Source organism: Mesorhizobium sp. WSM4307, from assembly GCF_007003945.1.
Classification (GTDB): Bacteria; Pseudomonadota; Alphaproteobacteria; order Rhizobiales; family Rhizobiaceae; genus Mesorhizobium.
This window is the reverse complement of record NZ_VFTB01000001.1, coordinates 88824-115073: the sequence shown is the minus strand read 5'-3', so window position 1 is coordinate 115073 and position 26250 is coordinate 88824. Positions and strand designations below refer to the sequence as shown.

General features: G+C 63.2%; 24 protein-coding genes and 2 pseudogenes. 23 read left to right on the top strand and 3 right to left on the bottom strand.

Annotated features, from left to right (window positions below):
• Position 1 precedes the first annotated feature (1 nt).
• Complete coding sequence (locus tag FJV83_RS00500) at positions 2-412, bottom strand: hemerythrin domain-containing protein (RefSeq protein ID WP_095775559.1); 411 nt, start codon at positions 410-412, stop codon at positions 2-4.
• A gap of 242 nt (positions 413-654) precedes the next feature.
• On the opposite strand from FJV83_RS00500, the gene ccoN reads away from it, so the two are divergent.
• The 8 genes and pseudogenes from ccoN to ccoS all read left to right on the top strand — a co-directional run.
• The gene (gene ccoN, locus FJV83_RS00495) at positions 655-2265 is read left to right on the top strand and encodes a cytochrome-c oxidase, cbb3-type subunit I (protein ID WP_095775535.1); all 1611 of its coding nucleotides are present in this window, start codon (positions 655-657) and stop codon (positions 2263-2265) included.
• Between the two features lie 9 nt (positions 2266-2274).
• A complete protein-coding gene (gene ccoO, locus FJV83_RS00490; protein ID WP_095775534.1) occupies positions 2275-3006 on the top strand; it encodes a cytochrome-c oxidase, cbb3-type subunit II in 732 nt (243 codons plus the stop codon).
• 12 nt (positions 3007-3018) lie between these two features.
• The gene (locus FJV83_RS00485) at positions 3019-3168 is read left to right on the top strand and encodes a CcoQ/FixQ family Cbb3-type cytochrome c oxidase assembly chaperone (protein WP_019860163.1); all 150 of its coding nucleotides are present in this window, start codon (positions 3019-3021) and stop codon (positions 3166-3168) included.
• A gap of 2 nt (positions 3169-3170) precedes the next feature.
• Entirely contained in the window at positions 3171-4034 is an 864-nt protein-coding gene (ccoP, locus tag FJV83_RS00480) for a cytochrome-c oxidase, cbb3-type subunit III (RefSeq protein WP_142887187.1), read from the top strand.
• A 194-nt stretch (positions 4035-4228) separates the two neighbouring features.
• Positions 4229-5788 carry a cytochrome c oxidase accessory protein CcoG gene (ccoG, locus tag FJV83_RS00475; protein WP_142886959.1) on the top strand — a complete coding sequence of 520 codons (1560 nt, stop codon included), beginning with the start codon at positions 4229-4231 and terminating at the stop codon, positions 5786-5788.
• The gene (locus FJV83_RS00470; protein ID WP_095775531.1) at positions 5785-6282 is read left to right on the top strand and encodes a FixH family protein; all 498 of its coding nucleotides are present in this window, start codon (positions 5785-5787) and stop codon (positions 6280-6282) included. The genes ccoG and FJV83_RS00470 overlap by 4 nt, the downstream gene beginning before the upstream one ends.
• Positions 6279-8570 (top strand): cation-translocating P-type ATPase, encoded by a 2292-nt coding sequence (locus FJV83_RS00465; RefSeq protein ID WP_142886958.1) that lies wholly within the window; start codon positions 6279-6281, stop codon positions 8568-8570. The genes FJV83_RS00470 and FJV83_RS00465 overlap by 4 nt, the downstream gene beginning before the upstream one ends.
• Positions 8567-8707: pseudogene (gene ccoS / locus FJV83_RS00460) on the top strand (cbb3-type cytochrome oxidase assembly protein CcoS); the annotation flags it as partial. The gene FJV83_RS00465 and the pseudogene ccoS, both read left to right, overlap by 4 nt.
• 58 nt (positions 8708-8765) lie before the next feature.
• Here the strand turns inward: ccoS and FJV83_RS00455 are convergent.
• Both FJV83_RS00455 and FJV83_RS36800 read right to left on the bottom strand, forming a co-directional pair.
• Positions 8766-9071 (bottom strand): hypothetical protein, encoded by a 306-nt coding sequence (locus FJV83_RS00455; protein ID WP_142886957.1) that lies wholly within the window; start codon positions 9069-9071, stop codon positions 8766-8768.
• Between the two features lie 20 nt (positions 9072-9091).
• Positions 9092-9229: pseudogene (locus FJV83_RS36800) on the bottom strand (glycerol-3-phosphate ABC transporter ATP-binding protein); the annotation flags it as partial.
• Positions 9230-9314: 85 nt separating this feature from the next.
• On the opposite strand from FJV83_RS36800, the gene dgoD reads away from it, so the two are divergent.
• The 15 genes from dgoD to FJV83_RS00380 all read left to right on the top strand — a co-directional run bounded on the left by dgoD (position 9315) and on the right by FJV83_RS00380 (position 26249).
• On the top strand, positions 9315-10487 hold the full coding sequence (dgoD, locus tag FJV83_RS00445; RefSeq protein ID WP_142886956.1) for a galactonate dehydratase: 1173 nt from the start codon (positions 9315-9317) through the stop codon (positions 10485-10487).
• A 5-nt stretch (positions 10488-10492) separates the two neighbouring features.
• Positions 10493-11269 carry an SDR family oxidoreductase gene (locus FJV83_RS00440; protein ID WP_142886955.1) on the top strand — a complete coding sequence of 259 codons (777 nt, stop codon included), beginning with the start codon at positions 10493-10495 and terminating at the stop codon, positions 11267-11269.
• A 22-nt stretch (positions 11270-11291) separates the two neighbouring features.
• Positions 11292-12275, top strand: coding sequence for a substrate-binding domain-containing protein (locus FJV83_RS00435; protein WP_095790503.1), 984 nt, complete (start codon positions 11292-11294; stop codon positions 12273-12275).
• A 102-nt stretch (positions 12276-12377) separates the two neighbouring features.
• Positions 12378-13901, top strand: a complete 1524-nt coding sequence (locus tag FJV83_RS00430) for a sugar ABC transporter ATP-binding protein (RefSeq protein WP_142886954.1) — start codon at positions 12378-12380, stop codon at positions 13899-13901.
• Positions 13898-14899 (top strand): ABC transporter permease, encoded by a 1002-nt coding sequence (locus FJV83_RS00425; protein WP_142886953.1) that lies wholly within the window; start codon positions 13898-13900, stop codon positions 14897-14899. Before FJV83_RS00430 ends, FJV83_RS00425 begins: the two co-directional genes overlap by 4 nt.
• A gap of 2 nt (positions 14900-14901) precedes the next feature.
• Positions 14902-15702: a FadR/GntR family transcriptional regulator gene (locus tag FJV83_RS00420; protein WP_246691761.1), complete on the top strand. Its 801-nt coding sequence runs from the start codon at positions 14902-14904 to the stop codon at positions 15700-15702.
• A 2-nt stretch (positions 15703-15704) separates the two neighbouring features.
• On the top strand, positions 15705-15842 hold the full coding sequence (locus FJV83_RS36275) for a hypothetical protein (RefSeq protein ID WP_185973461.1): 138 nt from the start codon (positions 15705-15707) through the stop codon (positions 15840-15842).
• A gap of 258 nt (positions 15843-16100) precedes the next feature.
• A complete protein-coding gene (locus FJV83_RS00415) occupies positions 16101-17123 on the top strand; it encodes an ABC transporter substrate-binding protein (protein WP_095775521.1) in 1023 nt (340 codons plus the stop codon).
• Positions 17124-17190: 67 nt separating this feature from the next.
• Positions 17191-19674, top strand: a complete 2484-nt coding sequence (locus tag FJV83_RS00410) for an ATP-binding cassette domain-containing protein (protein ID WP_142886951.1) — start codon at positions 17191-17193, stop codon at positions 19672-19674.
• Positions 19671-20702, top strand: a complete 1032-nt coding sequence (locus tag FJV83_RS00405) for an ABC transporter permease (RefSeq protein ID WP_142886950.1) — start codon at positions 19671-19673, stop codon at positions 20700-20702. The genes FJV83_RS00410 and FJV83_RS00405 overlap by 4 nt, the downstream gene beginning before the upstream one ends.
• A 106-nt stretch (positions 20703-20808) precedes the next feature.
• Positions 20809-21636: a phosphogluconate dehydrogenase C-terminal domain-containing protein gene (locus FJV83_RS00400; RefSeq protein ID WP_142886949.1), complete on the top strand. Its 828-nt coding sequence runs from the start codon at positions 20809-20811 to the stop codon at positions 21634-21636.
• A gap of 303 nt (positions 21637-21939) precedes the next feature.
• Positions 21940-22881 (top strand): D-ribose ABC transporter substrate-binding protein, encoded by a 942-nt coding sequence (locus tag FJV83_RS00395; RefSeq protein ID WP_095775517.1) that lies wholly within the window; start codon positions 21940-21942, stop codon positions 22879-22881.
• Positions 22882-22958: 77 nt separating this feature from the next.
• On the top strand, positions 22959-23624 hold the full coding sequence (locus FJV83_RS00390) for a DUF2291 family protein (protein ID WP_142886948.1): 666 nt from the start codon (positions 22959-22961) through the stop codon (positions 23622-23624).
• Positions 23621-25192 (top strand): sugar ABC transporter ATP-binding protein, encoded by a 1572-nt coding sequence (locus FJV83_RS00385; protein ID WP_142886947.1) that lies wholly within the window; start codon positions 23621-23623, stop codon positions 25190-25192. Before FJV83_RS00390 ends, FJV83_RS00385 begins: the two co-directional genes overlap by 4 nt.
• Positions 25185-26249, top strand: a complete 1065-nt coding sequence (locus tag FJV83_RS00380; protein WP_095790494.1) for an ABC transporter permease — start codon at positions 25185-25187, stop codon at positions 26247-26249. Before FJV83_RS00385 ends, FJV83_RS00380 begins: the two co-directional genes overlap by 8 nt.
• The last annotated feature ends 1 nt before the right edge of the window (position 26250 follow it).

Below are 26250 nucleotides of genomic sequence, written 5' to 3'. Positions count from 1 at the left end.
CTCAATCAGCGATCCCGATCATCGGCAGCACGTGCTCGCGTTCAAACGCGATGTGCCGGCGCAAATTCTCGAACAGGCCGCGCAACATGAACCCGATGGCTTCGGGATTCTCGACTGTCTCGCCATGTCCGATGGCCAGCAGGATTTCAGTCACCTCACCGGCAAAGCATTCGTCTTCCACATGCTCGGCCCGCAATCGTCGGGTCGAGGCAAGGTTCGCCTCGCTGCCGACCACCGCCTCCTCGTAAGCCGGAAAAATGATGGCCTCTTCGTACTGATGGATGCTGCGCAGAAGCGGCACGATCGAGTTGGCTGTGCTGAGGCATATCATCCGATCAACACCTGGCAGAGCGTCCGCGATTTGTTCCAGAGCATCGCAAAGGCGGAGTTTCTCGTCATGCGCACGCCGCATCACCGCGGTCGGGACGGCCTCCCGCCCGGCCAGCGTGGCGATTTCACGGCGGTTTTCAAACAGCGACGGTCCTCGCACTTTCTCCGAGTCCAATGTCAGCCTCCGGTCTTTTGCAAGGCTTACGCTGCCCAATGATAACGCGGTGGGCTTTGACCTGGATCAAGGCACCGGCAACCCGGCTGAGGAATTGTGCCGCTGCGGATTTGCTTTCCGCGCACGGAATCCGAGGTCGGGGACATGTCATGAAATTCGGCACTGAAACTGTGGCTCTAAGCCTGTTTGCATTCGCGGCCCTGGTGGCCGCCGGCTTTGGCGTGGATGAGCCTTTCCGCCAGCATATGTGGGTGCTGTTCATCGTGCTGCTGGGCTTTGTCGCTGTTCTTCTGCGCAAGACCAGTTTCGCGCCGGCGGCTCCGATCGATCCGTCCGCCTATATGGACGGGCCGATCCGCTACGGCGCCATCGCCACCATGTTCTGGGGCGTGGTCGGCATGCTTGTCGGCGTGATCATCGCGCTGCAGCTTGCCTACCCGGATCTCAACATCCAGCCCTGGTTCAATTTCGGGCGTTTGCGGCCGCTGCACACATCCGGCGTCGTTTTTGCCTTCGGCGGCAACGCTCTGCTTTGCACGTCCCTGTATGTGGTGCAGCGCACCTGCCGCGCCCGACTTTTCGGCGGCAATCTCGCCTGGTTCGTGTTCTGGGGGTATCAGCTTTTCATCGTCATGGCGGCCACCGGCTATCTGCTCGGCATCACCGAATCCCGTGAATATGCCGAGCCTGAATGGTATGTCGACATCTGGCTGACCATCGTCTGGGTCGCCTATCTCCTCCTGTTCCTCGGCACTATCCTGAAGCGCAAGGAGCCGCATATCTACGTCGCCAACTGGTTCTACCTCTCGTTCATCGTGACCATCGCGATGCTGCACGTGGTCAACAACCTGTCGATGCCGGCCTCCTTCCTGGGCTCGAAGAGCTACTCCGCATTTTCCGGTGTCCAGGATGCGCTGACGCAATGGTGGTACGGCCACAACGCGGTCGGCTTCTTCCTGACGGCCGGCTTCCTCGGCATGATGTATTACTTCGTGCCCAAGCAGGCCAACCGCCCGGTCTACTCCTATCGCCTTTCGATCATCCACTTCTGGGCCCTGATCTTCCTCTATATCTGGGCTGGGCCCCACCATCTCCACTATACCGCCCTGCCTGATTGGGCGCAGACGCTCGGCATGGTGTTTTCGATCATGCTCTGGATGCCGTCCTGGGGCGGGATGATCAACGGCCTGATGACGCTGTCCGGTGCCTGGGACAAGATCCGCACCGACCCGATCATCCGCATGATGGTGATCGCCATCGCCTTCTACGGCATGTCGACCTTCGAAGGCCCGATGATGTCGATCAAGTCGGTCAATTCGCTCAGCCACTACACCGACTGGACCATCGGCCACGTCCATTCCGGCGCCCTCGGCTGGGTCGGCATGATCTCGTTCGGCGCGATCTACTACATGGTGCCGAAGCTGTGGAACCGCGAACGCCTCTATTCGCTGCGGCTGGTCACCTGGCACTTCTGGCTGGCGACGCTCGGCATCGTCGTCTACGCCGCGGTCATGTGGGTGTCCGGCATCATGCAGGGCCTGATGTGGCGCGAATACGACGAGCAGGGCTTCCTGGTCTACTCCTTCGCCGAGACCGTCGCCGCCATGCATCCCTACTACATCATGCGCGCCGTCGGCGGAGCCATGTACCTGTCCGGCGCCCTGATCATGGCCTGGAACATCACCATGACGATCCTCGGCCACCAGCGCCAGGAGCAACCGTTACCGGGCTCTGTTCCCGCCCTCCAGCCTGCACAATAGGAGCCAGAAATGGGCTTGATGGACAGACACGCGATCATCGAGAAGAACGCCACGCTTCTTCTCGTTGGTTCCCTTCTGGTGGTGACGGTCGGCGGCATCGTCGAGATCGCCCCGCTCTTCTATCTCGACAATACGATCGAGAAGGTCGAAGGCATGCGGCCTTATTCGCCGCTCGAACTCGCCGGCCGCAACATCTATGTGCGTGAGGGCTGCTACCTCTGCCACAGCCAGATGATCAGGCCATTCCGGGACGAGGTCGAGCGCTATGGTCACTACAGCCTGGCTGCCGAGTCGATGTACGATCACCCCTTCCAGTGGGGCTCGAAACGCACCGGCCCCGACCTTGCCCGGGTCGGCGACCGCTACTCGAACGATTGGCACGTCCAGCATCTCAGCGATCCGCGCTCGGTGGTGCCGGAATCGATCATGCCGAAATACGCGTTCCTGAAGGACACGCCAATCCAGGTGAAGGACTTCTCGACGCATCTGGTTGCGAACAGGCGTGTTGGCGTCCCCTACTCCGACGACATGATCGCGCACGCCAACGCCGACTTGATGGCGCAGGCCGATCCCAACGCCGACACGTCCGGCCTCCTGGCCCGCTATCCGAAAGCGAAGGTCGGAGATCTCGACGGCAATCCGCAGCAGGTCACCGAGATGGACGCGCTTGTCGCCTATCTGCAGATGCTCGGCACGCTGGTCGATTTCAAACACTACGACGAAGCCGCCGGTTACCGCTGAGGAGCACGACCCATGGACTACAATCTGATGCGGGAATTCGCCGACAGCTGGGGCTTGCTGGCCATGGCGCTCTTTTTTGTCGGCTGCATTGCCTTCGCACTTCGGCCGGGCGGCCGCAGCCAAGCCGATGAAGCCGCCCGCATTCCCCTCAAGGATGACTGATCATGAGCACAGAGCATATCGACGACGTGTCGGGCATCTCGACGACCGGGCATGAGTGGGACGGCATCAAGGAACTCAACAACCCTCTTCCCCGGTGGTGGGTGATAACCTTCTACATCACCATCGCCTGGGCAATCGGCTACACCATTGCCTATCCGGCATGGCCGATGCTGTCCTCCGCGACGAGTGGGCTGCTCGGCTATTCGAGCCGAAATGACGTCAAGAACGAGCTGGCGGCGGCCGAACTTGCGAAGGGCAAGTATGTCGCGGCAATTCAATCGAAGACCGTGTCCGAGATTGCCGCCGACGATGCTCTGCGTGAATTCGCGGTCGCGGCCGGCGGAGCCACATTCAAGGTCAATTGCGTTCAGTGTCATGGCTCGGGCGCACAGGGGTCCAAGGGCTTTCCCAACCTCAATGACGACGACTGGCTGTGGGGCGGCAAGGCCGACCAGGTCCAGCAGACGATCACGCACGGCATTCGCTTCGCGTCCGACCCGGATACGCGCATCTCCGAGATGCCGGCCTTTGGCGACATCATCACGCCCGAGCAGATCACACAGGTCAGCGCCTACGTGGCGAGCCTCTCCGGCAAGGTCCAGGACGCAAGTCTGATCGAGCCCGGCGCCAAGGTCTTCGCGGAAAACTGCGTGGCCTGTCATGGCGCCAACGCGAAAGGCAACAGGGAGTTCGGCGCTCCCGATCTGACCGATGCCATCTGGCTCTACGGGTCTGGCGAAGCAGCAGTCGCCGCCCAGGTCCGCACGCCGAAACACGGCGTGATGCCAGCCTGGATTGACCGTCTCGGCGAGACCAAGGTCAAGGAGCTCGCAGTCTACGTGCATTCGCTTGGCGGTGGAGAATAGCAACGGGGGCCTATTCTCCTGCCCTCTCCGTCCAGGCGACGAGGCCCGGCCCTGCCGGGCCTCGACTGATTTGCGGTGCCGACGATTGACCTGCATCAACGCGGCGCGATCCAGTCGGAGGCAAGGTCCCGGTCGACGCTGCATTTCGTCGCCGCCACAGGGCGAAATTACAAGCTGCATGACGGGAGAGACCGGTGCTGGACAATACGCAGGTAGAACGGCTCGAAGCTGAGGCGGTCAACTCCGCCAAAGTGCGCCAGCCATTGTATGCTGCGCGCAAGAAGGTTTTCCCCAAGCGTGCATCGGGCAGCTTTCGCCAGTTCAAATGGCTCGTGATGGCGATCACGCTCGGCATTTACTACCTGACGCCGTGGTTGCGATGGGATCGCGGCCCGTTTGCCCCGGACCAGGCCGTACTGCTCGATGTCGCCAATCGGCGCTTCTACTTCTTCTTCATCGAAATATGGCCGCAGGAATTCTACTATGTGGCCGGCCTGCTGGTCATGGCCGGCGTCGGCCTCTTCCTGATCACGTCGACGGTCGGGCGCGCCTGGTGCGGCTATACGTGCCCGCAGACCGTTTGGGTCGATCTGTTTCTGGTCGTCGAGCGCGCCATCGAGGGCGACCGCAACGCTCGCATGAAGCTCGATGCCGGACCCTGGACCGCACGCAAGCTCGTGCTGCGGGTCTCGAAACACGCCATCTGGCTGGTCATAGGCGCGGCCACCGGCGGCGCCTGGATCTTCTATTTCGCCGATGCACCGACGCTAGCCGGCGAACTCTTCACCGGCGCGGCGGCTCCCATCGCCTACATCACCGTCGCCGTACTGACGGCGACGACCTATACGTTCGGCGGGCTGATGCGCGAGCAGGTCTGCACCTATATGTGCCCGTGGCCGCGCATACAGGCGGCCATGCTCGACGAGACCTCCCTCACCGTCACCTACAATGACTGGCGCGGCGAACCGCGCTCGCGCCACGCCAAGAAGGTGCTCGCCGCGGGGCAGCCTGTCGGCGACTGCGTCGACTGCAATGCCTGCGTCGCGGTCTGCCCGATGGGGATCGACATCCGCGACGGCCAGCAGCTCGAATGCATCACCTGCGCGCTCTGCATCGACGCTTGCGACAGCGTCATGGACAAACTCGGCAGGGAGCATGGGTTGATCTCCTACGCGACGCTCTCCGACTACAACGCCAACATGATGCTGGCGACCGCCGGGGGCTCGGGTTCAGTCAATCCTTCGCTGGTCCGAACCGCTGACGGCCTGTTCTCCGACAAGGTGGCCCATTTCCACATTCGCAAGATCTTTCGGCCACGCACCTATGTCTACATGGGCCTGTGGTCGCTGATCGGCCTGGGCCTGCTGTATTCGCTGCTGACGCGCGACCGGCTCGAAGTGAACGTGCTGCACGACCGCAATCCGCAGTTCGTCACCCTGTCCGACGGCTCCATCCGCAACGGCTACACCGTCAAGCTGCTCAACATGATCCCCGAGCCCAGGACCATCGTCGTCACCCTTCAGGGCTTGGAAGGAGCAGAGATGAGCGTGGTCGGCATCGATCAGCCGGCAGGTCGCTCCGTTCCCATCTCGGTCGAACCCGACCGGCTGAAGATGCTCAAGGTCTTCGTACGCCAGCCGGCGGGCCAGATCCAGGGTACGGCACAGACCTTCAAGTTCCGGGCCGAGGACAGAGCGAGCTTCGAGTCCGACGAATACACCGCCACCTTCAACGCACCGGAGATCGCCAGATGACCGCCAAGGCGCAAAAATCCCGCGAATTCACCGGCAGGCACATGCTGGCCACCGTCCTTGCCTTTTTCGGCGTGGTCATCGCGGTCAATCTGACCATGGCGACGCTCGCCAGCACAAGCTGGACCGGCCTGGTGGTCGAGAACACCTATGTGGCGAGCCAGCAATTCAACAAGAAAGCCGAGGAGGGGCGCGCGCAGGCGGCCCTCGGCTGGACCGGCAAACTGACCATCGCGGCGGGTGAGGTTCGCTATAGCCTTACCGATGCCGGCGGCAAGCCGGTCGCCTTGCATGGCGTCAAGGTGCTGTTTCGCCACCCCGCCTATGAGAAGGAGGATAAGGCCATCACGCTCGCCCTCGCCTCGGGCCAGGACTTCGCCGCGCAGCATACGCCGAAGGACGGGGTCTGGATCGTCGAAGTCGACGCCGATGCCGGTCTGGACAAAGCCTATCGTGACGTCCGCAGGATCATGATTTCCCATGGGGCGATGAAATGAGCTGTTGTGCACCTGGCGCTGAAATGACGCTGGATCTGGCCGGCGCCCCATCGGTCCTGCCGTCCAGCCAGGAGATCAGGCTGGCAAGCCGATCGATCGGCGACAACCTTTGCCAGACCGATCTGTCGGTACCGACAGTCCACTGCGCGGCCTGCATCCAGACGATCGAGACGGCATTGGGAAAGCTCAATCGCGTCGAGAGCGCTCGCGTCAACCTGTCGACCAGACGAGTTTCGGTCCAGTGGCGTGGCGACGAGGCTCCGCCATTTTTCGCAACGCTTGGGCGGCTGGGCTACCAAGCGCATCTCGTCGATCCGGAGACCGGCAACAAGGACAAGACGCTTTCGGAACTGATCCGGGCGGTCGCGGTCGCGGGTTTTGCCGCCGGCAACATCATGCTGCTGTCGGTCTCGGTCTGGTCCGGCGCCGAAGGCGCGACCCGCGACCTGTTCCACTGGGTCTCGGCGCTGATCGCCATCCCCGCCCTGGCCTTTGCCGGCGGCATCTATTTCCGCTCGGCCTGGAATGCCTTGCGCCACGGGCGCATGAACATGGACGTCCCGATTGCGGTCGGCGTGTCGCTTGCCTACGCCATGAGCCTCTACGAAACCATCAATCATGGCGACCACGCCTATTTCGACGCCTCCGTTTCGCTGCTGTTCTTCCTCCTGATCGGCCGCACGCTGGACCACGTCATGCGCGAACGGGCCCGCACCGCCGTGAATGGCCTGTCGCGGCTGGCGGCGCGCGGCGCCATCGTGCTGCGCGGCGATGGCGTGCGCGATTACCTGCCGGTCGGCGAGATCGAACCGGGCATGGCGCTGCACATCGCCGCCGGTGAGCGAATTCCGGTCGACGGCAATATCCTCAGCGGTATTTCGGATCTCGATTGTTCACTGGTATCCGGGGAAAGCACGCCCCGGACCGTGGGAGCGGGAGCCCAGGTTCAGGCAGGCACGCTCAATCTCACCGGCCCGCTGACCATGCAGGCGACGGCCGCGGCGAAGGATTCTTTCCTGGCCGAAATGGTCCGGCTCATGGAAGCCGCGGAGGGCGGCCGCTCGCACTACCGCAGGATCGCCGACCGTGTGTCGGCGCTCTACGCTCCGGTGGTCCATCTCGCTGCCTTGCTGACGTTCCTTGGATGGATGATCGCTTCGGGCGACTGGCATCTGGCAATGACGATCGCGATTGCCGTTCTCATCATCACCTGCCCATGCGCGCTCGGCCTGGCCGTGCCGATCGTGCAGGTCGTCGCGGCGCGGCGTCTTTTCGAGGCCGGCGTCATGGTCAAGGACGGTTCGGCCATGGAACGACTGGCGGCGATCGATACGGTGCTGTTCGACAAGACCGGGACCCTCACGCTCGGACAGCCAAGGCTGATCAATGGGCCGTCCATCGACCCGGCCATGCTGGCGATCGCGGCCGACATGGCCGCGCAGTCGCGCCATCCATTCTCGAAGGCCATAGCCGGTTTCGCGGGCTCTTCCAGCCAACCCGGGCTCCAGTCCGTCGGCGAACACCCAGGCTTCGGCATGGAAGCCGTCACCGAAGGCAACACCTGGCGCCTCGGCCGGCGCGGATGGGCTGGATGGAAGGCGCGGACCGGCGGCGAAGGCAAATATGGCGGCTATGGCGGGACAGTGCTTTCGAAGAACGGGATCATCGTCGCCACCTTTGCCTTCGAAGACGCGGCGCGCGCCGACGCAAAGGCGGCGGTCGGGCAATTGCAGGATGCCGGCATGTCGGTCCAGATGTTGTCCGGCGACACCGCCAACGCCTGTCGCGACGTCGCCAAGACCTTGGGGATCGAGGACTTCGTTCCGGCCCTGCTCCCGTCCGGCAAGGTCGAGTGGATCGAGGCGCTGTCCAGGGAAGGCCACAAGGTGCTGATGGTAGGCGACGGACTGAACGATACGCCGGCGCTCGGCGCGGCGCATGTCTCGATGGCCCCGGCCACAGCGGCCGATGTCGGTCGCAATGCCGCCGATTTCGTCTTCCTGCGCGAAAGCCTTCTGGCGGTGCCCTTGGCCTTGGATATCTCGCGAGAGGCAGGCCGGCTCATTCGACAGAACATCGCCATTGCCATTGTCTACAACGCGTTCGCGGTGCCGATCGCCATATCGGGGCACGTGACGCCGCTCATCGCAGCGATCGCCATGTCCGCCTCGTCGCTGCTGGTGATCGGAAACGCCATGCGGCTGCAAGGTTTCACGAAAAGCGCATCGCCTGAACGCGCTTCGCGCGACCGGCGCGGACGCCCAGGCATGTTGGTCCAACAGCCATGACGACGCTCGTCTATCTCATCCCCGTGGCGCTCTTCCTCGGAGCGCTTGGACTGAGCGGCTTTCTGTGGGCCCTGAGAAGCGGCCAGTATGAGGATCTTGATGGAGCGGCGGAGCGCATTCTCATCGATGGGGATGAGCCGCCGAGCGGGCGCATCGCCTTGGCGAAGGTGGACAGTATCGAGAGAACAAGCGCCCCTAGTTTATCCTGATGCCGCTCTGGGCGTCGAACAGATGCACCTTGTGCACGACAATCTCCAGATTCACCTCTTGATCCGGTCTGAACAGTGGCTGTTCCCGGATTTCGGCCATCAGGTCGACGCCATCAGCAGTTAGGGTGATTTCCTGGGCTTCCGGTGGCTCGACCACTTGGACCCTCGCCTTTGCGTGACTGCCACCGACAGCGATGTGCTGGGGGCGAATCCCGTAAACCACGCCTTGCCTGTTCCCTATCCCTGCCTCCTTCGGCAGTGGCAGGCGCAGGCCTTGTCCGGCGATGAACACGCCACTCTCGACATGGCCCTGATGATGTTCATTTCCGGCGATCCTATGAAGCTCGCAACGAACAGATTGGCCGGGTTCTCTTAGAGTTCGGAGGGCGTTCCGATCTGTTCGATGCGGCCTTTGTTCGGCACCACGAAGCGGTCGGCGAGCATCATCGCCCGATGCCGCGCTTGACTTGCTCATATGATCCATAATAAATCATACATAATAACTTTTAAAAAGACGACGCACCTGGGAGCATCCATGAAAATTACGGCCATCAAGGCGCTCGTCTGCAATGCGGAAATGCGCAACTGGGTTTTCGTTCGGGTCGAAACCGATGAGCCCGGTCTGTTTGGCTGGGGCGAGGCAACGCTGGAATGGAAGACGCGTGCCGTCGTTGGCGCGCTTCAGGATCTCGAGGCACTGCTCATCGGGCAGGATCCGCGCAATGTGGAGCAGTGCTACCAGATCCTGACGCGCCACGGTTTCTGGCGTCTTGGCGTCGAGGGAATGTCGGCCGTGAGCGGCATCGAGATCGCGCTCTGGGACATTCTGGGCAAGTCGCTGGGCGTTCCGGTCTGGCGGCTTCTCGGCGGCCAGGTCCGCGACTATCTGCGCACCTATACGCATCTCGGCCTCGGCGACATGAAGGCGGTCTATGAGAGCGGGTCGGCGGACACGATCGTCGAGCGCGGACGCATCGTCACGCAGGCCGGCTACGACGCGGTCAAGGTCGTCTGCATTCCCTACACCCACTATGTCTCGCCGGCGAAGGCGGTCGATTCCGTTGCCGACATGGTTGGCGCGCTGCGCGAGGCCGTCGGTCCCGACATCGACATCATGGTCGACTTTCACGGGCGCCCGGCCTCCGTCAACGCGGCGATGGACTATCTCAAGGCGATCGAACCGGCCCGCATCATGTTCGCCGAAGAGCCGGTGCCGCCCGAAGATGTCGTCGGCCTGGCGCATATCACCGCGCGATCGGCGGTCCCCATCGCATCCGGTGAGCGGCTGATCGGGCGCCGCGAGTTCACGCAATCGATCGCGGCGCGTGCGTTCAACATTGCCCAGCCCGATATCTGCCATACTGGCGGTCTGCTCGAGACCAAGAAGATCGCGGCGCTGGCCGAAACCGCCGGCATCGGCCTTGCGCCGCACAACCCGCTCGGCCCGATCGCCGGCGTCGCAGCACTTCACTTCGGCATATCGACGCCGAACGTCATCATCCAGGAGGAGATGTCGGGCGCGGTCGCCTGGTACGACGACGTCGTCACCTGGCCGATCGATCGCAAACCCGGCCGCTGGGACGTGCCCGATCTGCCGGGCCTTGGCGTCACCGTGAATGAAGATGTCATTGCGCGACACCCCTTCAAGCAGGAAGTGCTGCATGCGCGCAACGCCGTCATGCCCGACGGCACCGTGGTCGATTGGTGAGCGCCATGACAGGCAGGCTTCAGGGAAAGATTGCAATCGTCACCGGGGCCGGCCAGGGCATTGGCGCCGCCACCGCGCGGGCCTTTGCGATGCAGGGAGCAAAGACCGTGATTGCCGAGCTGAATGCGGCAACCGGCAAGGCGATCGCCGACGAATTGCGTGCCAAAGGCGCCGACGCCCTTTTCGTCGAAACCGACGTCACCGACACAGCGGCAGTGGCCGACATGGTGGCGAAGACGATCGCGGCCTATGGCAGCGTCGATGTTCTCGTCAACAATGCCGGCGCCAACGTCTTTTACGAACCCTTGTCGATGCCGGACGAGGAATGGGAACGCTGTCTCAGGCTCGACCTTGAGGCCGCATGGTTCTGCGCCAAGGCGGTGTTGCCGACGATGCTGGCGAACGGGTCGGGATCGATCATCAACATAGCCAGCTGCCACGCCTTCAAGATCATTCCCCACACATTCCCCTATCCGGTCGCCAAGCATGCGCTTGTCGGGCTGACCCGCTCGCTCGCCATCGAATATGCGGCGCGCGGCATTCGCGTGAATGCGATCGCCCCCGGCTACATCGAGACGCCGATCGCGGAAGCCTATTGGAACACGTTTCCAGACCCAGCCGAAGAGAAGCGGCGGGCCTACGACCTTCATCCGCCCAAGCGCATTGGCCGGCCGGACGAAGTTGCGATGACGGCGGTTTTCCTCGCTTCGGACGAGGCGCCGTTCATCAATGCCGAGACGATCATCATCGATGGTGGACGCTCGGTTCTCTACCACGACTGACAACCAAGCAGGGAGGATCCACATGAAAACGACGACAAAGGCTCTGGCAACATTGGCGCTACTGGCTGCCGGACTGATGGCCGGCGCGGCAAGCGCCGACGACATCAAGATCGGCTACATCAACAAGATGGGCGAGCATCCATGGTTCGTCGCCGAAGTCGGCGGCGCCAAGAAAGCGGCTGAGGCGGCCGGCGCCGCCTTCGTGTCGCAGGACGTCCAGTTCGACTCCAATCTGACGATCACCACCTTCGACACAATGGTCGGCGACGGCGTCAAGGGCATCGCCATCGTCGTTCCCGACAAGGCGCTGGGACCGGTCATCGCCGAGAAGGCGAAGGCGGCGAAAATCCCCCTGGTGGCGGTCGATGACGATATCTACTACCAGGACGGCACCCAGGTCCCCTATGTCGGCATGAATGCCTACAATATCGGTGCGCGGGTGGGCGAGGAACTGGCCAAGCTCTACAAGGCCGATGGCTGGGCCGGCAAGGAGGTGCGTATCGCCTCGATCGAGGACCGCAAGGCCGACACCTGCATGCAGCGCAACAAGGGTGCCGAGGAAGCGTTCCTGAAGGCGGTGCCCGATTTCAAGCCGGCAAATATCCTTCGCGTCCCCTATGACAACACGATGGTCAACGCCATCGACGTCATGACCACCACTTTGACGGCCAATCCCGGCGTCACCAACTGGATCTTCTATTCCTGCAATGATGACGGCGTGCTGGGAGCGGCGCGAGCGCTGGAAAACGCCGGCTATGCCCCGGACCAAGGCATGGGCATCGGCATTGACGGCAGCCGCGCCTGCGAAGCCTTCGGATCGGGAAAGCCTTCGGCATTCCGTGGTACGATGTGGCTCAATTCGGCAAACCATGGCGCGCTGGCGGTGAAGATCCTGCTGGCCTCGATCAAGGACGGAACGAAGCTGCCCGTTCAGTCCTTCACCGACCCGGAATACATCACCGCCGGCAATTTTGCATCGGACTACAAGGCCAAGCTCTGCCACTGAGCCGAACCTGCGTCATGCGTCCCCAGGGCGCATGACGCTTCCAGTTGGCAGGTTCGCTGGCTGCGATGCCACCGAACACGGATCGATCCTCGGGAGTGAGCTTTGACGCAATCGGACTTCTTCTCGCTCGATGGCATATCGAAACGCTTCGGCGTCGTGCAGGCGCTCGACAACGTCTCGATTGCCTTCCGACCAGGCGAGGTGCTCGCTCTGGTCGGCGAGAACGGGGCAGGCAAATCGACGATGATGCGCATTCTCGAGGGCGTCTTCGGGCCCGACAGCGGCACTGTGCGGCACGGCGCGACGCCGATCGTTTTCGGCGAACCGCGCGACAGCCACCGGGCCGGAATCCGCGTCATCCATCAGGAGCCGGAGATCGTTCCGAACCTGACGGTGGCCGAGAATATTTTCGTCGGCGAATTGCCGCGCCTGGCAGGCGTCCTGCTCGACTGGCGCAAACTGGAGGAGCAGACCGACCGGGTGCTTGCGACCTTCGGCATGCAGCAGGACATGCGGCCACGCCAACTCTGCGGCACGCTCGGCCCGGCACAACGCCAGATGATCGAGATCATGCGCGCCATCCGTGCCGGCGGCCGGCTGATCGCCTTCGATGAGCCGACCTCGTCACTGACCGATGACGAAGCGCGTCGCCTGTTTTCCGTCATCCGCCGGCTGCGCGAGGAAGGCACGTCGATCATCTACATCTCGCACCGGCTGAACGAGATCATCGACCTTGCCGACCGCATTGTCGTTTTACGTGACGGCAGGCTGGTCGACGATTCGCCGGCGGCCGGCGCCAGCGAGCAGACCATCGCCAAGCTCATGGTCGGCCGCAACATCGCCGATCTGTTCACCCGCGAGACCTGGCGGTCCGGCGAACAATTGCTGGACGTGGCGGGATTGACCACCGACCGCGTCAGCGATGTCAGCCTCAGGGTTCGTCGCGGGGAAGTGCTGGGCATCGCCGGCCTCATGGGTGCGGGCCGCTCCGAACTGGCAAAGGCGATTGTCGGCTATGACCAGCGCATCGCCGGCACCATAGCCATGAATGGCGTGCCCGTTCTCCCCAACAGTCCGCATGCGGCAATCGTCGCGGGCATCGGTTTTGCTCCCGAAGACCGCAAGCACGAGGCGTTGCTCCTGTTCAGAAGCATTCTCGACAACGCTTCGCTTTGCGTGCCCGACAAGACGTCGAGCTTCGGCTTCTTCAACCGGCGCAAGGCACTGGAGATTGTCTCGCCGCTGGCAGCCAAGATGTCGATCAAGGCACCCAACCTCGACGAGCAGGTTTCGAAACTGTCGGGCGGCAATCAGCAGAAGGTCGTTCTGGCGCGCTGGCTTGCCCGGCAGCCGATGCTGCTCATTCTCGACGAACCGACGCGCGGCATCGATATCGGCGCCAAGGCGGAAATCTATCGGCTGATCGATGAACTCGCGGCAAGCGGCATTGGCATCATCCTGATTTCCTCGGAAATGCCGGAACTGATCGGTCTCGCCGACAGGGTTCTTGTCATGGCAGGCGGCCGCATCACGGCCGAATTGTCCCGCCCCGACATCGACGAAGCGACGATCCTCAAACACGCCATGCCGCAATCCGCACCAGCGCCCGGAGACCACATTCAATGAACAGCCTCGAGCTTCGCGCATCGAAAGCGCAGACCGATGCCAGGGGCGCTTCCGCGCGCCTTGTGGAGCGCCTTGGCGTTCACAACATCAGCCTTCTGGTGGCGCTCGCCATTCTCGTTGTCATCTTCGGTTCGCTACGCGGCGATGTGTTCTTCTCCAGCCGGAACCTGCTCAACATCGGTCTCGGCATCACCATTCTCGGCGTGCTGGCAATGAGCCAAACCGTAGTCATCGTCGGCGGCGGTCTCGATATCGCCGTCGGCGCCACCGTCGGTTTGACCACGGTCTCGACGGCAATGGCCATACAGGCAACCGGGTCGCCGGCGGCCGGCATCGTTGCCGGCCTCGTGCTTGGTGGTCTTGCCGGTCTGGTCAACGGCATCATCATCACCTATGGGCGAGTCAACGCGGTCATTGCCACGCTCGGCACCATGGCGATCTTTCGCGGCATTGCCTTCATCATGTCCGACGGCCAGTCGATCGCAATCTTCAGCGACACGTTCCGGTTCATAGGCATTGGACGCATCCTCGGCCTGCCGTTGCTGGTCTGGATTCTGGTGCTGACGGCGATCGCATTCCACCTCTTCCTCGCGCGTTCGATTGTCGGCCGCAACATCTATGCGCTCGGCGGCAATGCCGTTGTCGCCCGCTTCTCCGGCATCAACATCAACCGCTACCGCGTCGGCATCTACATCATGAGCGGCGTTGCCGCCGGATTGGCCGGGATCCTGCTGGCTGCCCGTACCGGTTCGGGTCAGCCCGTATCCGGATCCCAGGGCCTGGAACTCGAGGCTATCACCGCGGCCGTGCTGGGTGGCTGTGCCTTGCAGGGCGGCAAGGGCACGATTGTCGGCGCGCTGCTCGGCGTCGCCATCATTGGCGTGCTCAACAACGGAATGATACTGACGTCCGTGCCGACCTTCTATCAATTGCTTGCAAAAGGCTCACTGCTGATCCTTGCTGTGGTCATTGCCGAGTACCACTTGAACAGGACATGACGATGGACGCGGCGACCGCTGCAAGCGATCAAGGCAAGCAGGACCTTCCTGCCGGGGATGGCGCCAATTTGTCCCTGAAGGATCGCATCTCGCGCGATCTCGGACAGCGCATTCTCGCCGGCACCTACGCGCAGCACGCGGTCCTCCCGACGGAGGCTGAACTGTGCTTCATCTACGGCGCCAGCCGCACGGCGCTACGCGATGCGCTGCTGACACTTTCGGCCAAGGGACTGATCGAGGCGCGCAAGCGGGCTGGCACGCGTGTGCGCGCGTCGAGCGAATGGAACAGGCTTGACGCGCAGGTCCTCGAATGGATGCGCGATATCGAGCCTGATCTCGATTTCGTCCGCGGCTTGATCGAGGCGCGGCTGGTCATCGAGCCGGCTGCCGCCCAGCTTGCGGCCAGGATGGCGACCTCGGGCGATCTCGCGGTGATCGAAGCCGCCTACGAGGCCATGCGCATTGCGCCGGAGGACGACCTCGCGGCCTGTCTCGATGCCGATGTCCGCTTTCATACCGCTATCCTGCGCGCCAGCCGCAACCCGGTTTTCGCCAATCTCGGCAATATGCTGGCAGCCGCACTCAGCTTCTCTTTCCGACTGACCACATCGGCCACCGCCAATTATCAGCAGACGCTCAGCGCCCATGGCGATGTGCTGGAAGCAATCCGCATGCGTAGGGTCGACGACGCTCACGACCAGATGAAAGCGCTGATCGGCATCGCCTCGAACGACCTTCTCGCTATCGCCCGCAAGGGCCGCCACCAACAGCGCGTCCCCACCGCCAATGCCGATCCCATCTGAGGTTGATGATCCGCACCATTGAAATTCGAAATGGCGACCTGTCCGCCGAAATGGTTCCGTCGCTTGGCACCGGTCTGGCGCGGTTCGATCATGGCCGCAGCCGCTGTTCAAGCCATGGCCTGACGACGCAAGCCGAATGAGAGCTTCGCGACTTCGGGATGGCGAAAGCGGACGTTTCGCATGGGAGGAAGTTCCGACCTGACCCTCGGGATCCGGGATTGTCTGACCAGACGACATGCCAATTCGACGAAATTGGTGGGCCTTACGCTTTTCAGCCTCCGAACCCCAGCAGGCAGCAAAGCGCTTGTCTATTTGGTATGCTGGTATAATATGTACCTGACATAGCGTGATCCTCAGCAGATGCGCTGCGTCCTGTGGTCTTTCTGGGAGGAGATACAATGAAACGTTCAATCGTGGCGGCGCTGGCCAGCGCCGCGCTGATCAGTGTTGTGACGCTGCCGGCAATGGCGTCGTCGGACAAGCCGGTCATCGCGCTGACCAATGCCTATTACGGCAACACTTGGCGCCACCAGATGGTGGAAGCGTTCGAGGCTTCGGCCAAGGAAGCCAAGGCCGCCGGACAGATCGCCGACTACATCGTCATGAACGGCGACGGCTCGGTGGCGCAGCAAAACAGTCAGATCGCCGAACTGATCCTCAAGAAGGTCGACGTGCTCGCCGTCGACGCCGCCTCGGAAACCGCGGTCAACGGCATCATCGAAAAAGCCTGCAAGGCCGGCATCATCGTCGTCTCCTTCGATTCAGTCGCCTCGGCACCCTGCAACTACCAGCTCAATTTCGACTTCAAGGGCTACAAGGCGACCCAGGCCGAAGCCGTGTTCAAGATGCTCGGCGGCAAGGGCAACGTCATCCAGGTTCGTGGCGTGAAGGGCTCGGCGCCCGACAATGACATGTTCAACGCGCAGCAGTCGGTCCTGGCGAAATATCCGGACATCAAGGTTGCCGCGACCGTCTATGGCCAGGCGACGGCCTCGGTGGCGCAAGCGGCGATCGCCAATGTGCTGCCCTCGCTGCCGCATGTCGATGCGGTGCTGGGCCAGGGCGGCAGTGACGATGTCGGCATCGCTCAGGCCTTCGTCCAGTATGGCGGCGAGTACAAGGACAAGATGCCGATCATCGAGGGCGGCGGCGGTACCGACTTCGTCAAATGGTGGGCCGACGAGAACGCCAAGAACGGCTACCAGACGGTCTCGATGAACACCACGCCTGGCATTGGCGGCGCCGCTTTCTGGCTCGGCCTCTCCCTGCTCAAGGGCGCCAAGGCGCCCAAGATGATGATCATGCCCGTCGCAACCGTCGATGCCAGCAACCTCAAGGAATACGCCAAGCTGCCGGCCGGCCAGATCATCAGCCCCAGCTATTCGCTCGACTGGGTCAAGCAGAACCTGCTGAGCAAGTAACCCGACCAGAATAAGGGATCGGACGCCGAAAGCGCCCGATCCCTGGCCGTGAAGAAACGGAGGACGAATGTCCCACCTTGCCGTTGCCGATCAGAAGCGTGCAGCCGCCATGGCACCCGCCGCTTCGATCCGGCAGGAAATCGTCTCGCTTTCACAGATCACCAAGAGCTTCGGGCCGACGCTGGCGAACGCCGAGATCGACCTCGCCGTTTCGGCCGGCGAGATCATCGGACTCGTCGGCGGCAACGGCGCCGGCAAATCGACGCTGATGCGCATTCTTTGCGGCACGATGCGGCCGACCCTCGGCTCGATCTCGTTCGCCGGCCAGACGCTGAGCTTCGCCGACTACGACACGGCGGAAGCGCAAGGGAGCGGCATCCGCATGGTGCATCAGGAACTGTCGCTGTGTGCCAACCTCTCCGTGGCCGAGAACTTCTTTCTGGAGACGCCACAGGACGCGACAAGCCGGCCCGGCTGGCGGAAGCTTTACCTGGGCCGTGCACGCGCGGCGCTGGATGCCGTATTCCCCGGCAATGGCATCGATGTGGACGCGGAAGTCGGCCAACTCTCCATCGCCGAACGGCAGATGGTCGAGATCGCACGCGCCGCCGCCACGCCCGGCGTCAGGCTCATCGTTCTCGACGAGCCGACCTCCTCGCTTGATCTCGATCGCTCCAGGCAGTTAAGGGCCTTCATCCGAGAGCGAGCCAAGGCTGGCCTCGCCTTCATCTTCATCAGCCACAAGCTGCAGGAAATCATCGACATCGCCGCGCAGGTTGTCGTGCTGCGCAACGGACGCACGGCCTGGCGCGGCGACGTGGCGGATACGTCGTTCAGCAAGCTGGTGCAGTTGATGGGCGGCGACGCCAACTCGATCCACCAGCATGGCGCCATCGTCGCCAGCACCGGGGGCGCATTGGTGCGGCTGTCCGGGTCGCTGACATCCGAACTCGGCCGCGACATCGAGATCGCGCGCGGTGAGATCGTCGGGCTGGCGGGGCTCGAGGGCAGCGGCCAGAAGGAGCTGCTGCATGCCATCTTCAAGCCCAATCCAGCAAAGGATGCCGCCGTCACGAGAACCGGCGAGGCCGGCTTCATTGCCGGCGACCGACAGAAGGAAGGCGTGTTCCCGCTGTGGAGCGTGCTCGGCAACATCTCCATCGGCAGCCTTGCGCGCCGCCCGTCCTTGGGCCTGGTCTCGGATCGCCACAACCGCGAGGCCGCGGCCGACGCCGCAGGTCGGCTGCGGCTCGACGAAAATCGCTTCGGGTCCAACATATTGGAGCTGAGCGGCGGCAATCAGCAGAAGGCGCTGGTTACCCGCGCGCTCGTCGCCGATACGCCGATCATCCTGCTTGACGATCCGACGCGCGGCGTCGACATCGCCACCAAGCAAGATTTCTACCGGCTCTGCAACGACATCGCACGCGGCGGGCGGACACTCGTCTGGCACACGACCGAGGACGCCGAATTGCTGGCCTGCGACCGCGTGCTGATCTTTGCCGGCGGCCGGATCGTCAAGGAACTGACCGGTGAGGCGATCACCGAAGCGGCGATCGTCGGGGCGTCTTTCGTCCAACAGGCGGACAAGCGCATCGACGCCGCGCAGGCCAAGGCCGGCGCCGCCGGGCTTGTCCGCAGGCTGGTGAACGCAGCCCCCTTCATCGGCCTCGCCGCCGTGCTGGCGGTGATGATCTCGGCCAATCCGGCGGTCGCCTCGATCTTCGGCCTCGATCTGCTGCTGATGCCAGCGCTGTCGCTGGTGCTGGTGACGGCGGCACAGATGTTCATCGTCGGCGGCAGCGAAATCGATCTCGGCGTCGGCGCGTTCGCCGGGCTGATCAGCGTGCTCAGCGCGACGCTGCTCTACGACCAGCCATGGCTCGGTGCGCTGGCTGTTTTGGCGGCGGTGGCCGTGTATGCCGGGCTCGGCGGGTTGATCCAGGCACGCAAGATCCCAGCTATCGTCGTCACGCTCGGCGCCTCCTTCATCTGGGTGGGGCTGGGCTATGCGCTGCAGCCGACGCCAGGCGGCGCCAGCCCTGAATGGCTTACGGCGCTGTTCGGCTGGTCGCTCGACTTCCTGCCGACATCGATCATCCTCATCGCGGCTGTTGCCCTGGTGGTCTTGACGATCGACCGGTTGCCACTCGGCGTGGTGCTGCGAGGCTTCGGCAACAATCCGACGGCAATGATCCGCTCGGGCTGGTCGCCAACACGTTACGCGCTGGTGCGCTATCTCATCGCCGGGCTGTTCGCGGCGGCCGCCGGCCTGTCGCTGACGGCGATCAACACGGCGAGCGACATCAACTCCGGCAATTCGTTCACGCTGCTCAGCGTCGCCGCCGTGGTGATGGGCGGCTGCTCGCTGCTCGGCGGCATCGTCTCGCCGGTTGGCGCCATCGCCGGCGCGGTGACGCTGTCGCTGATCGGCGCACTGCTCGGCACGCTCAATGTCAGCAGCGACTTCAACGCCGCGACGCAAGGGCTGATCCTGATCGCGCTCCTGACGTTGCGCGGCCTGACCGCGGACCGCAGGAGCGAACAATGAACGCGCTGTCCGCCTTCACTGTTTGGGCCCAGAAAAACCGCTGGATCTGGGCAGCGATCGGCGTGCTCCTGCTCTGGCTCGTGCTCTCCGTGGTCACCAACCGGTTCAGCCTGTCCAGCCTGTCGGGCATCGTGCTGTCGGCCTCGTTCCTGACCGTCGTCGGTATCGGCCAGATGTTCGTCGTCACCACCGGGCGCGGCAATATCGATCTTTCCGTCGCCTCGGTCATCACGCTCAGCGCCTTCGTCGCGCTGCTCACCATCAAGGGCCAGGATGCCAACCTTGCTATTGGCGTCACGGCTGCCGTCCTGCTCGGCCTCGCGGTCGGGTTGCTCAATTCGCTGCTGGTCGTCGGCCTCGGCATTCCGGCGATCATCGCGACGCTCGCCACCGGCTATGTACTGGCGACCGCGACGCTGCTGTCGAACAAGGCAATCCCCGGCTTTGCCGTCAGCCCGGCGCTCAAGGATCTGGCGACGGGCCGCATCTCGGGCGTCCCGATCATGGCCATCATCGCCATCCTCGGCGTAGCGGCGGCTTCCTTCGTGCTGCGCTACACCGTGTTCGGGCAGCTCCTGTCGGCGGTCGGCCAGAACCGCGCGGCCGCCCGGCTCGCCGCCATCAGCAATGGCCGGGTGATCGCAGCGGCCTTCATCATCTCGTCGGTGCTGGCCTCGCTCGACGGCCTGATGCTCGGCGCCTATATCGGCGGCGCCTTCCTCGAAATGGGCCAGCCCTATCTGTTGCAGTCGATCGCCGCCGTGGTGCTCGGCGGCACGCTGATCTTCGGCGGCTCGGCGACCGCGCTCGGCACCCTGTGCGCCAGCATCCTGCTCATCCTGATCGTGACGACCATGCAGATTATCGGGCTGCCGCCCGGCGCCCAGGACATCGTCCAGGGCATCGTCGTCATCTTTGTCCTGGCGCTTGCCGGCCGACAGGCATTGGCGCGGCGCACCACTACCGAGCCTGCAGATGGAGCGACGCCGAAGACGCAGGCAAAGGCGGCCGCGTCGTTGCCGGAGTGACCAGCAGGCCGACAATTCCGCTTGCCAAATTATGGTAGAGTGATCATACCAGTATATAAGATGATGATCGCGCGACGATCATCCAGAATTCAAGGAGCAAGGCCAGATGACAACGATTGCGCTGTTTGGTGCGGGAGGGAAAATGGGCTACCGCCTGTCGACCAATTTTCGCGGATCGGACTACACGATCCGCCATGTCGAGATCAGCGAGGCCGGCAAGGAGCGGCTGAAAACCGGTCTGGGCTTCGATGCGGTCGACGCCGACGAGGCGCTTAAGGACGCCGAAGTCGTGATCCTGGCGGTGCCGGACACGCATATAGGCAAGGTCGCCGCCAGCATCGAAAGCAAGCTTTCGTCCGGCACGATGGTGATCGTGCTCGATGCGGCGGCCCCTTTCGCCGGCCATCTGCCTGATCGTGCCGACCTTACCTATTTCGTGACCCATCCCTGCCATCCGCCGATCTTCAACGACGAGACCGACATGGCCGCCAAGAAGGACTTCTTCGGCGGCGTCAAGGCCAAGCAGCACTTCGTCAGCGCCCTGATGCAGGGGCCAGAGGAAGACTACGCCAAGGGTGAGAAGATCGCGCAGATCATCTGGGCGCCGGTGATGCGCTCGCACCGGGTCACGGTCGAGCATATGGCGCTGCTGGAGCCCGGCCTTTCGGAGACAGTTTGCGCTTCGCTGCTCGTCGTCATGAAGGAAGCGCTCGACGAGGTCGTGGCGCGCGGCGTCGACCGGCAGGCCGCGCTCGATTTCCTGCTCGGCCACATGAATGTGCTCGGCGCCGTCATCTTCGGCGAGACCAAGGGCGTGTTCTCCGATGCCTGCAACAAGGCCATCGAGTTCGGCAAGCCGGTGCTGATGCGCGATGACTGGAAGCGCGTCTTCGAGCCGGAGGAAATCGCCGCCAGCATCCAGCGCATCACCTGAGGCGCGCATTTCCCTTCGCCGCAGCAAGGTGCGCGGTTAGATACAGATCATCTGAATTAGTGATTGACTCATTATACCAGTTGGCTAAGCTGCTGACGCACTCGGGACTGATCCTTCTCCGCTGGGAGGAGGCATCGGAACGAGCGGAGGATGGCGGGGACGGGCGCGAAAATCGGTTCGGTCGAAAAGCCGGCAAACGGCTTTGCCGATCCAGGCGGCGTTTTGCCCCGCCCTGTCTGACGATTTCAAATGAAGACAGTGGCCTCGACTGGTCGAGGCCCATGTTCTTAACGGGAGGACTTAGTGAAACTTACTCGCAGAATGACACTTGCGGCTTTCGCTGGCGTACTGGCACTGGGCACGGCTGCGCCGGCCTTCGCGGCCGACCTGATCGCGATCATCACCCCCTCGCACGACAATCCGTTCTTCAAGGCGGAAGCCGTCGGCGCCGAGGCAAAGGCCAAGGAACTCGGCTACGAAGCGCTGGTGCTGGTGCATGACGATGACGCCAACAAGCAGTCCGAGCTGATCGACACCGCGATCGGACGCGGCGCCAAGGCCATCATCCTCGACAATGCCGGCGCCGACGCCACCGTCGCTGCGGTGCAGAAGGCCAAGGACGCCGGCATCCCCTCCTTCCTGATCGACCGCGAGATCAATGCCACCGGCGTCGCCGTGGCGCAGATCGTCTCGAACAACTACCAGGGAGCCCAACTGGGCGCGCAGGAATTCGTCAAGCTGATGGGCGAGAAGGGTAACTTCGTCGAATTGGTGGGCAAGGAATCCGACACCAATGCCGGCATCCGCTCCAAGGGCTATCACGACGTCATCGACGACTATCCGGACCTCAAGATGGTGGCGCAGCAGTCGGCCAACTGGAGCCAGACCGAGGCCTATTCCAAGATGGAATCGATCCTCCAGGCCAATCCCGATATCAAGGGCGTGATCTCCGGCAACGACACGATGGCGATGGGCGCTAATGCGGCGCTCGCTGCGGCGAACCGCAAGGATGTCATCGTCGTCGGCTTCGACGGCTCCAACGACGTGCGCGACTCCATCACGTCGGGCGGCATCAAGGCGACGGTGCTGCAGCCGGCCTACGCCCAAGCGCAGATGGCGGTCGAGCAGGCCAACGACTTCATCAAGAACAAGAAGTCGCCCGAGAAGGAAAAGCAGCTGATGGACTGCGTGCTCATCAATGGCGACAATGCCGCCAAGCTGGAAACCTTCGCGCTGAAGAACTGAGCCAGCGCAACGCAAACAGCGAGGGGCGAACCTTGGTTCGTCCCTCGCCTCCATTTCAATGGGAAGCTTTGACCGCCATGCTCAGTAAGCCGATCCGGCCGATTAAGGCAACTTGGCCGATCCTCGCGCTGGTCGCCGGCATCGGCCTCAGCGCCTGCAAGGTCCTGCCGACGCCATCGGCGCAAGGGGTTGCAGGCAACGCGTCCGGCTTCAACCCGGACAAGATGGTCGAGGAGATCTGGGCTTCGAAGGTGATCCCCTATTTGCAAGGGAAGGCTGGGCCATTTGCCGAGGTCCATGCTCTGGCGAAGACCGACCCGGCGGCGGCCGGCGCCAAATACGGCAATCCCAAGAAGCAGGCGAATGCGCCATGGACCTTCGCGGTCCGCGTCGAGGGCAAGATCGTCGCCGCCAACACGCAGTCGCGCGCGGCGACGATGGATATCGACGTCGACGGCGACGGCAGGGCCGATGTGCACGTCCAGATCGGGCCGGCGATGCGCGGAACCGCACTGCGCGACAGCCTCGATTTCGTTCAGTTCAACGATTTCACCAACCAGATCGACTTCGCCCAGTTCGGCAAGGCGTTCAATGCCTATGCCGACAAGACCGCGCTGTCCAAGCTGCCGCGCGAAGCGCTGGAGAGCCGCACCGCCAAGGTGCTCGGCGCCTACACGATCGAAGGCGGCCAGGACCTGCCGTTGGTGACCCCGGCGGAGGCCGAGATCGGGCCTAAGCCATGAGCGCGGCGCTTGATCATGACGTCATCCTGAAGCTCGAAGACGTCTCGAAAGTCTATGCCGGCACCGTCGCGGTCAAGCAGGCCAATTTCGAGGTGCGCAAGGGCGCGGTCAATGTGCTCGTCGGCGAAAACGGCGCCGGCAAATCGACACTGATGAAGATCATCGCAGGCGTCGAGCAGCCGACGGCCGGGCGCATCATGCTCGACGGCAACGAGGTTTCCTTCTCCTCCTCCGGCGATGCCGTGGCCCGCGGCATCGGCATGGTGTTCCAGGAGCTGAACCTGTTCGGCAACATGACGGTCGCCGAGAACATTTTCGCCACGCGCGAGATCACCAACCGGTTTCGCAAGATCGACCGCAAGACGCAGGAGCGGCGGGCCGGCGAATTCCTCGATCGGCTCGAAGCCGGTATCCGGCCGGACATGCTGGTTGAGGATCTGCGCATCGGCCAGCAGCAGCTGGTCGAGATCGCCAAGGCTGTTTCGCTCGACGCACGCATCCTGATCATGGACGAGCCGACCTCGGCGCTCAGTGCGGCGGAAGTCGAGATCCTGTTCAAGGTGATCGCCGACCTCAAGGCGCGCGGCGTGGCGATCGTCTACATCTCGCACCGGCTGGAGGAGCTGATCCGCATCGGCGATTACATCACCGTGCTGCGTGATGGCCGCATCACCGGCCAGGAAGAGGTGAAGAACGTCGACACGCAGTGGATCGTGCGGCAGATGATCGGCTCGGACGCCAAGGATTTCGCCAAGGCCGACGGCCATGTTCCCGGCGAGGAGATCTTCCGAGCCGAGGACATCTGCCTGCCGCGCGTCACCGGCGGACTGGCGGTCGACCATGTCTCGCTGTCGCTGCGCGCCGGCGAGATTTTGGGCATTTACGGCCTGATGGGCGCGGGGCGCAGCGAGCTGTTCGACTGCATCATGGGCCGCCACGGCCATGCCAGCGGCGAGATCTTCATCGACGGAAAACATATCAGGGAACGCGACACGACGCGGCGCATACGGCGCGGGCTGGCGCTGATTCCGGAAGATCGCCAACGCGAGGGATTGGTGTCGATCTTATCCGTTGCCAGCAACCTGACGCTGGCCAGCCTGTCGCGTTTCGTGCGCTTGTTCCATATCCGAGGCGGCGCAGAGCGGCAGGGAGTCAGGCAGATGGTGCGCGAGCTTTCGATCAAGGTCGGCGATCCGGCGCAGGAAGTCTCGTCGCTTTCAGGCGGCAACCAGCAGAAGGTGGTGATCGGCAAGGCGCTCCTTACTGAACCGAAGGTGCTGTTGATGGACGAGCCGAGCCGCGGCATCGATGTCGGCGCCAAGGCGGATGTCTTCCGCACCATGCGCAAGTTGTCACGCGATGGGCTCGGCATCCTCTTCGCCACTTCCGATCTCGACGAGGTGATGGCGCTGTCCGACCGGATCGCGGTGATGAGCAATGGCAAACTGACCGGCATGTTCGATCGCGCCGAGGCGAGCGAAGCCGCGATTGTCGCCGCATCGGCGCTCGGCCATGGACCCGCCCCGCACATCTTGCCCCAGAATTTGGAGAGCAACGCTAATGACTGACATTCCGGCCAGGGCGACTCACTCCTCGGCCTCCAGCGGCTCCGCGCTGCTGACGCTGATGAAGCTCAGGACCTTCATCGCGCTGATTGCCGTGCTGGTGTTCTTCTCCATCGCGGCGCCGAACTTCCTCTCGGCCGCCAATCTGATCCTGATGGCCAAGCATGTGGCGCTCAACGCCTTCCTCGCCATGGGAATGACCTTCGTCATCATCACCGGTGGCATCGATCTTTCGGTCGGTTCGATCGTCGGCCTGTGCGGCATGGTGGCCGGCTATCTCGTGCTCAACGGCATCGACCTGCAGATCGGCTACACCATCTATTTCAACGTGGTGGAGATCGCATTGATCACCCTGGCGGTCGGCATTTTGATCGGCGCCGTCAACGGATTGCTGATCACCCGGCTCAATGTCGCACCGTTCATCGCCACGCTCGGCGTCCTCTATGTGGCGCGCGGCCTGGCGCTGCTGTCGTCCGACGGCCGCACCTTCCCCAATCTGGTCGGCAAGCCGGAGCTCGGCACCACCGGCTTCGGCTTCCTCGGTGCGGGTCGGCTCGTCGGCTTGCCGGTCTCGATCTGGATCCTGATCGTGGTGGCGCTGGGTGCTGCCTATCTCGCCCGGTACACGCCGCTCGGCCGCCACATCTTCGCCGTCGGCGGCAACGAGCGCGCGGCGCGCATTTCGGGCGTGCGCGTCAACATGGTCAAGATGTTCGTCTACATGTTCTCCGGCTTCTGCGCGGCGATCGTCGGCCTGATCATCTCGTCGGAGCTGATGGCCTCGCACCCGGCGACAGGCGAGAGCTTCGAACTGAATGCCATCGCCGCGGCGGTGCTTGGCGGCACCTCGATGTCGGGCGGTCGCGGCACGATCGGCGGTACTATCGTCGGCGCCTTCGTCATCGGCATCCTGTCGGACGGGCTGGTGATGATGGGGGTGAGCTCGTTCTGGCAGATGGTGATCAAGGGCCTCGTCATCATCGTCGCCGTCGTCGTCGACCAGGCGCAGCGCCGGCTTCAGCAGCGTGTCACCCTGATGCAGATGGCAAAGGCGGGTTGAT

What these genes read in the sequence shown, in the direction of transcription:
- FJV83_RS00385 (WP_142886947.1), top strand. Translation starts at nt 23,621, where the DNA reads ATGAGCGCGGCGCTTGATCATGACGTCATCCTGAAGCTCGAAGACGTC.
- ccoN (WP_095775535.1), top strand. Translation starts at nt 655, where the DNA reads ATGAAATTCGGCACTGAAACTGTGGCTCTAAGCCTGTTTGCATTCGCG.
- FJV83_RS00435 (WP_095790503.1), top strand. Translation starts at nt 11,292, where the DNA reads ATGAAAACGACGACAAAGGCTCTGGCAACATTGGCGCTACTGGCTGCC.
- FJV83_RS00440 (WP_142886955.1), top strand. Translation starts at nt 10,493, where the DNA reads ATGACAGGCAGGCTTCAGGGAAAGATTGCAATCGTCACCGGGGCCGGC.
- FJV83_RS00410 (WP_142886951.1), top strand. Translation starts at nt 17,191, where the DNA reads ATGTCCCACCTTGCCGTTGCCGATCAGAAGCGTGCAGCCGCCATGGCA.
- FJV83_RS00425 (WP_142886953.1), top strand. Translation starts at nt 13,898, where the DNA reads ATGAACAGCCTCGAGCTTCGCGCATCGAAAGCGCAGACCGATGCCAGG.
- ccoO (WP_095775534.1), top strand. Translation starts at nt 2,275, where the DNA reads ATGGGCTTGATGGACAGACACGCGATCATCGAGAAGAACGCCACGCTT.
- FJV83_RS00400 (WP_142886949.1), top strand. Translation starts at nt 20,809, where the DNA reads ATGACAACGATTGCGCTGTTTGGTGCGGGAGGGAAAATGGGCTACCGC.
- FJV83_RS00465 (WP_142886958.1), top strand. Translation starts at nt 6,279, where the DNA reads ATGAGCTGTTGTGCACCTGGCGCTGAAATGACGCTGGATCTGGCCGGC.
- dgoD (WP_142886956.1), top strand. Translation starts at nt 9,315, where the DNA reads ATGAAAATTACGGCCATCAAGGCGCTCGTCTGCAATGCGGAAATGCGC.
- FJV83_RS00485 (WP_019860163.1), top strand. Translation starts at nt 3,019, where the DNA reads ATGGACTACAATCTGATGCGGGAATTCGCCGACAGCTGGGGCTTGCTG.
- FJV83_RS00390 (WP_142886948.1), top strand. Translation starts at nt 22,959, where the DNA reads ATGCTCAGTAAGCCGATCCGGCCGATTAAGGCAACTTGGCCGATCCTC.
- FJV83_RS00500 (WP_095775559.1), bottom strand. Translation starts at nt 412, where the DNA reads ATGCGGCGTGCGCATGACGAGAAACTCCGCCTTTGCGATGCTCTGGAA.
- FJV83_RS00405 (WP_142886950.1), top strand. Translation starts at nt 19,671, where the DNA reads ATGAACGCGCTGTCCGCCTTCACTGTTTGGGCCCAGAAAAACCGCTGG.
- FJV83_RS00380 (WP_095790494.1), top strand. Translation starts at nt 25,185, where the DNA reads ATGACTGACATTCCGGCCAGGGCGACTCACTCCTCGGCCTCCAGCGGC.
- FJV83_RS00420 (WP_246691761.1), top strand. Translation starts at nt 14,902, where the DNA reads ATGGACGCGGCGACCGCTGCAAGCGATCAAGGCAAGCAGGACCTTCCT.
- FJV83_RS00415 (WP_095775521.1), top strand. Translation starts at nt 16,101, where the DNA reads ATGAAACGTTCAATCGTGGCGGCGCTGGCCAGCGCCGCGCTGATCAGT.
- ccoP (WP_142887187.1), top strand. Translation starts at nt 3,171, where the DNA reads ATGAGCACAGAGCATATCGACGACGTGTCGGGCATCTCGACGACCGGG.
- FJV83_RS00470 (WP_095775531.1), top strand. Translation starts at nt 5,785, where the DNA reads ATGACCGCCAAGGCGCAAAAATCCCGCGAATTCACCGGCAGGCACATG.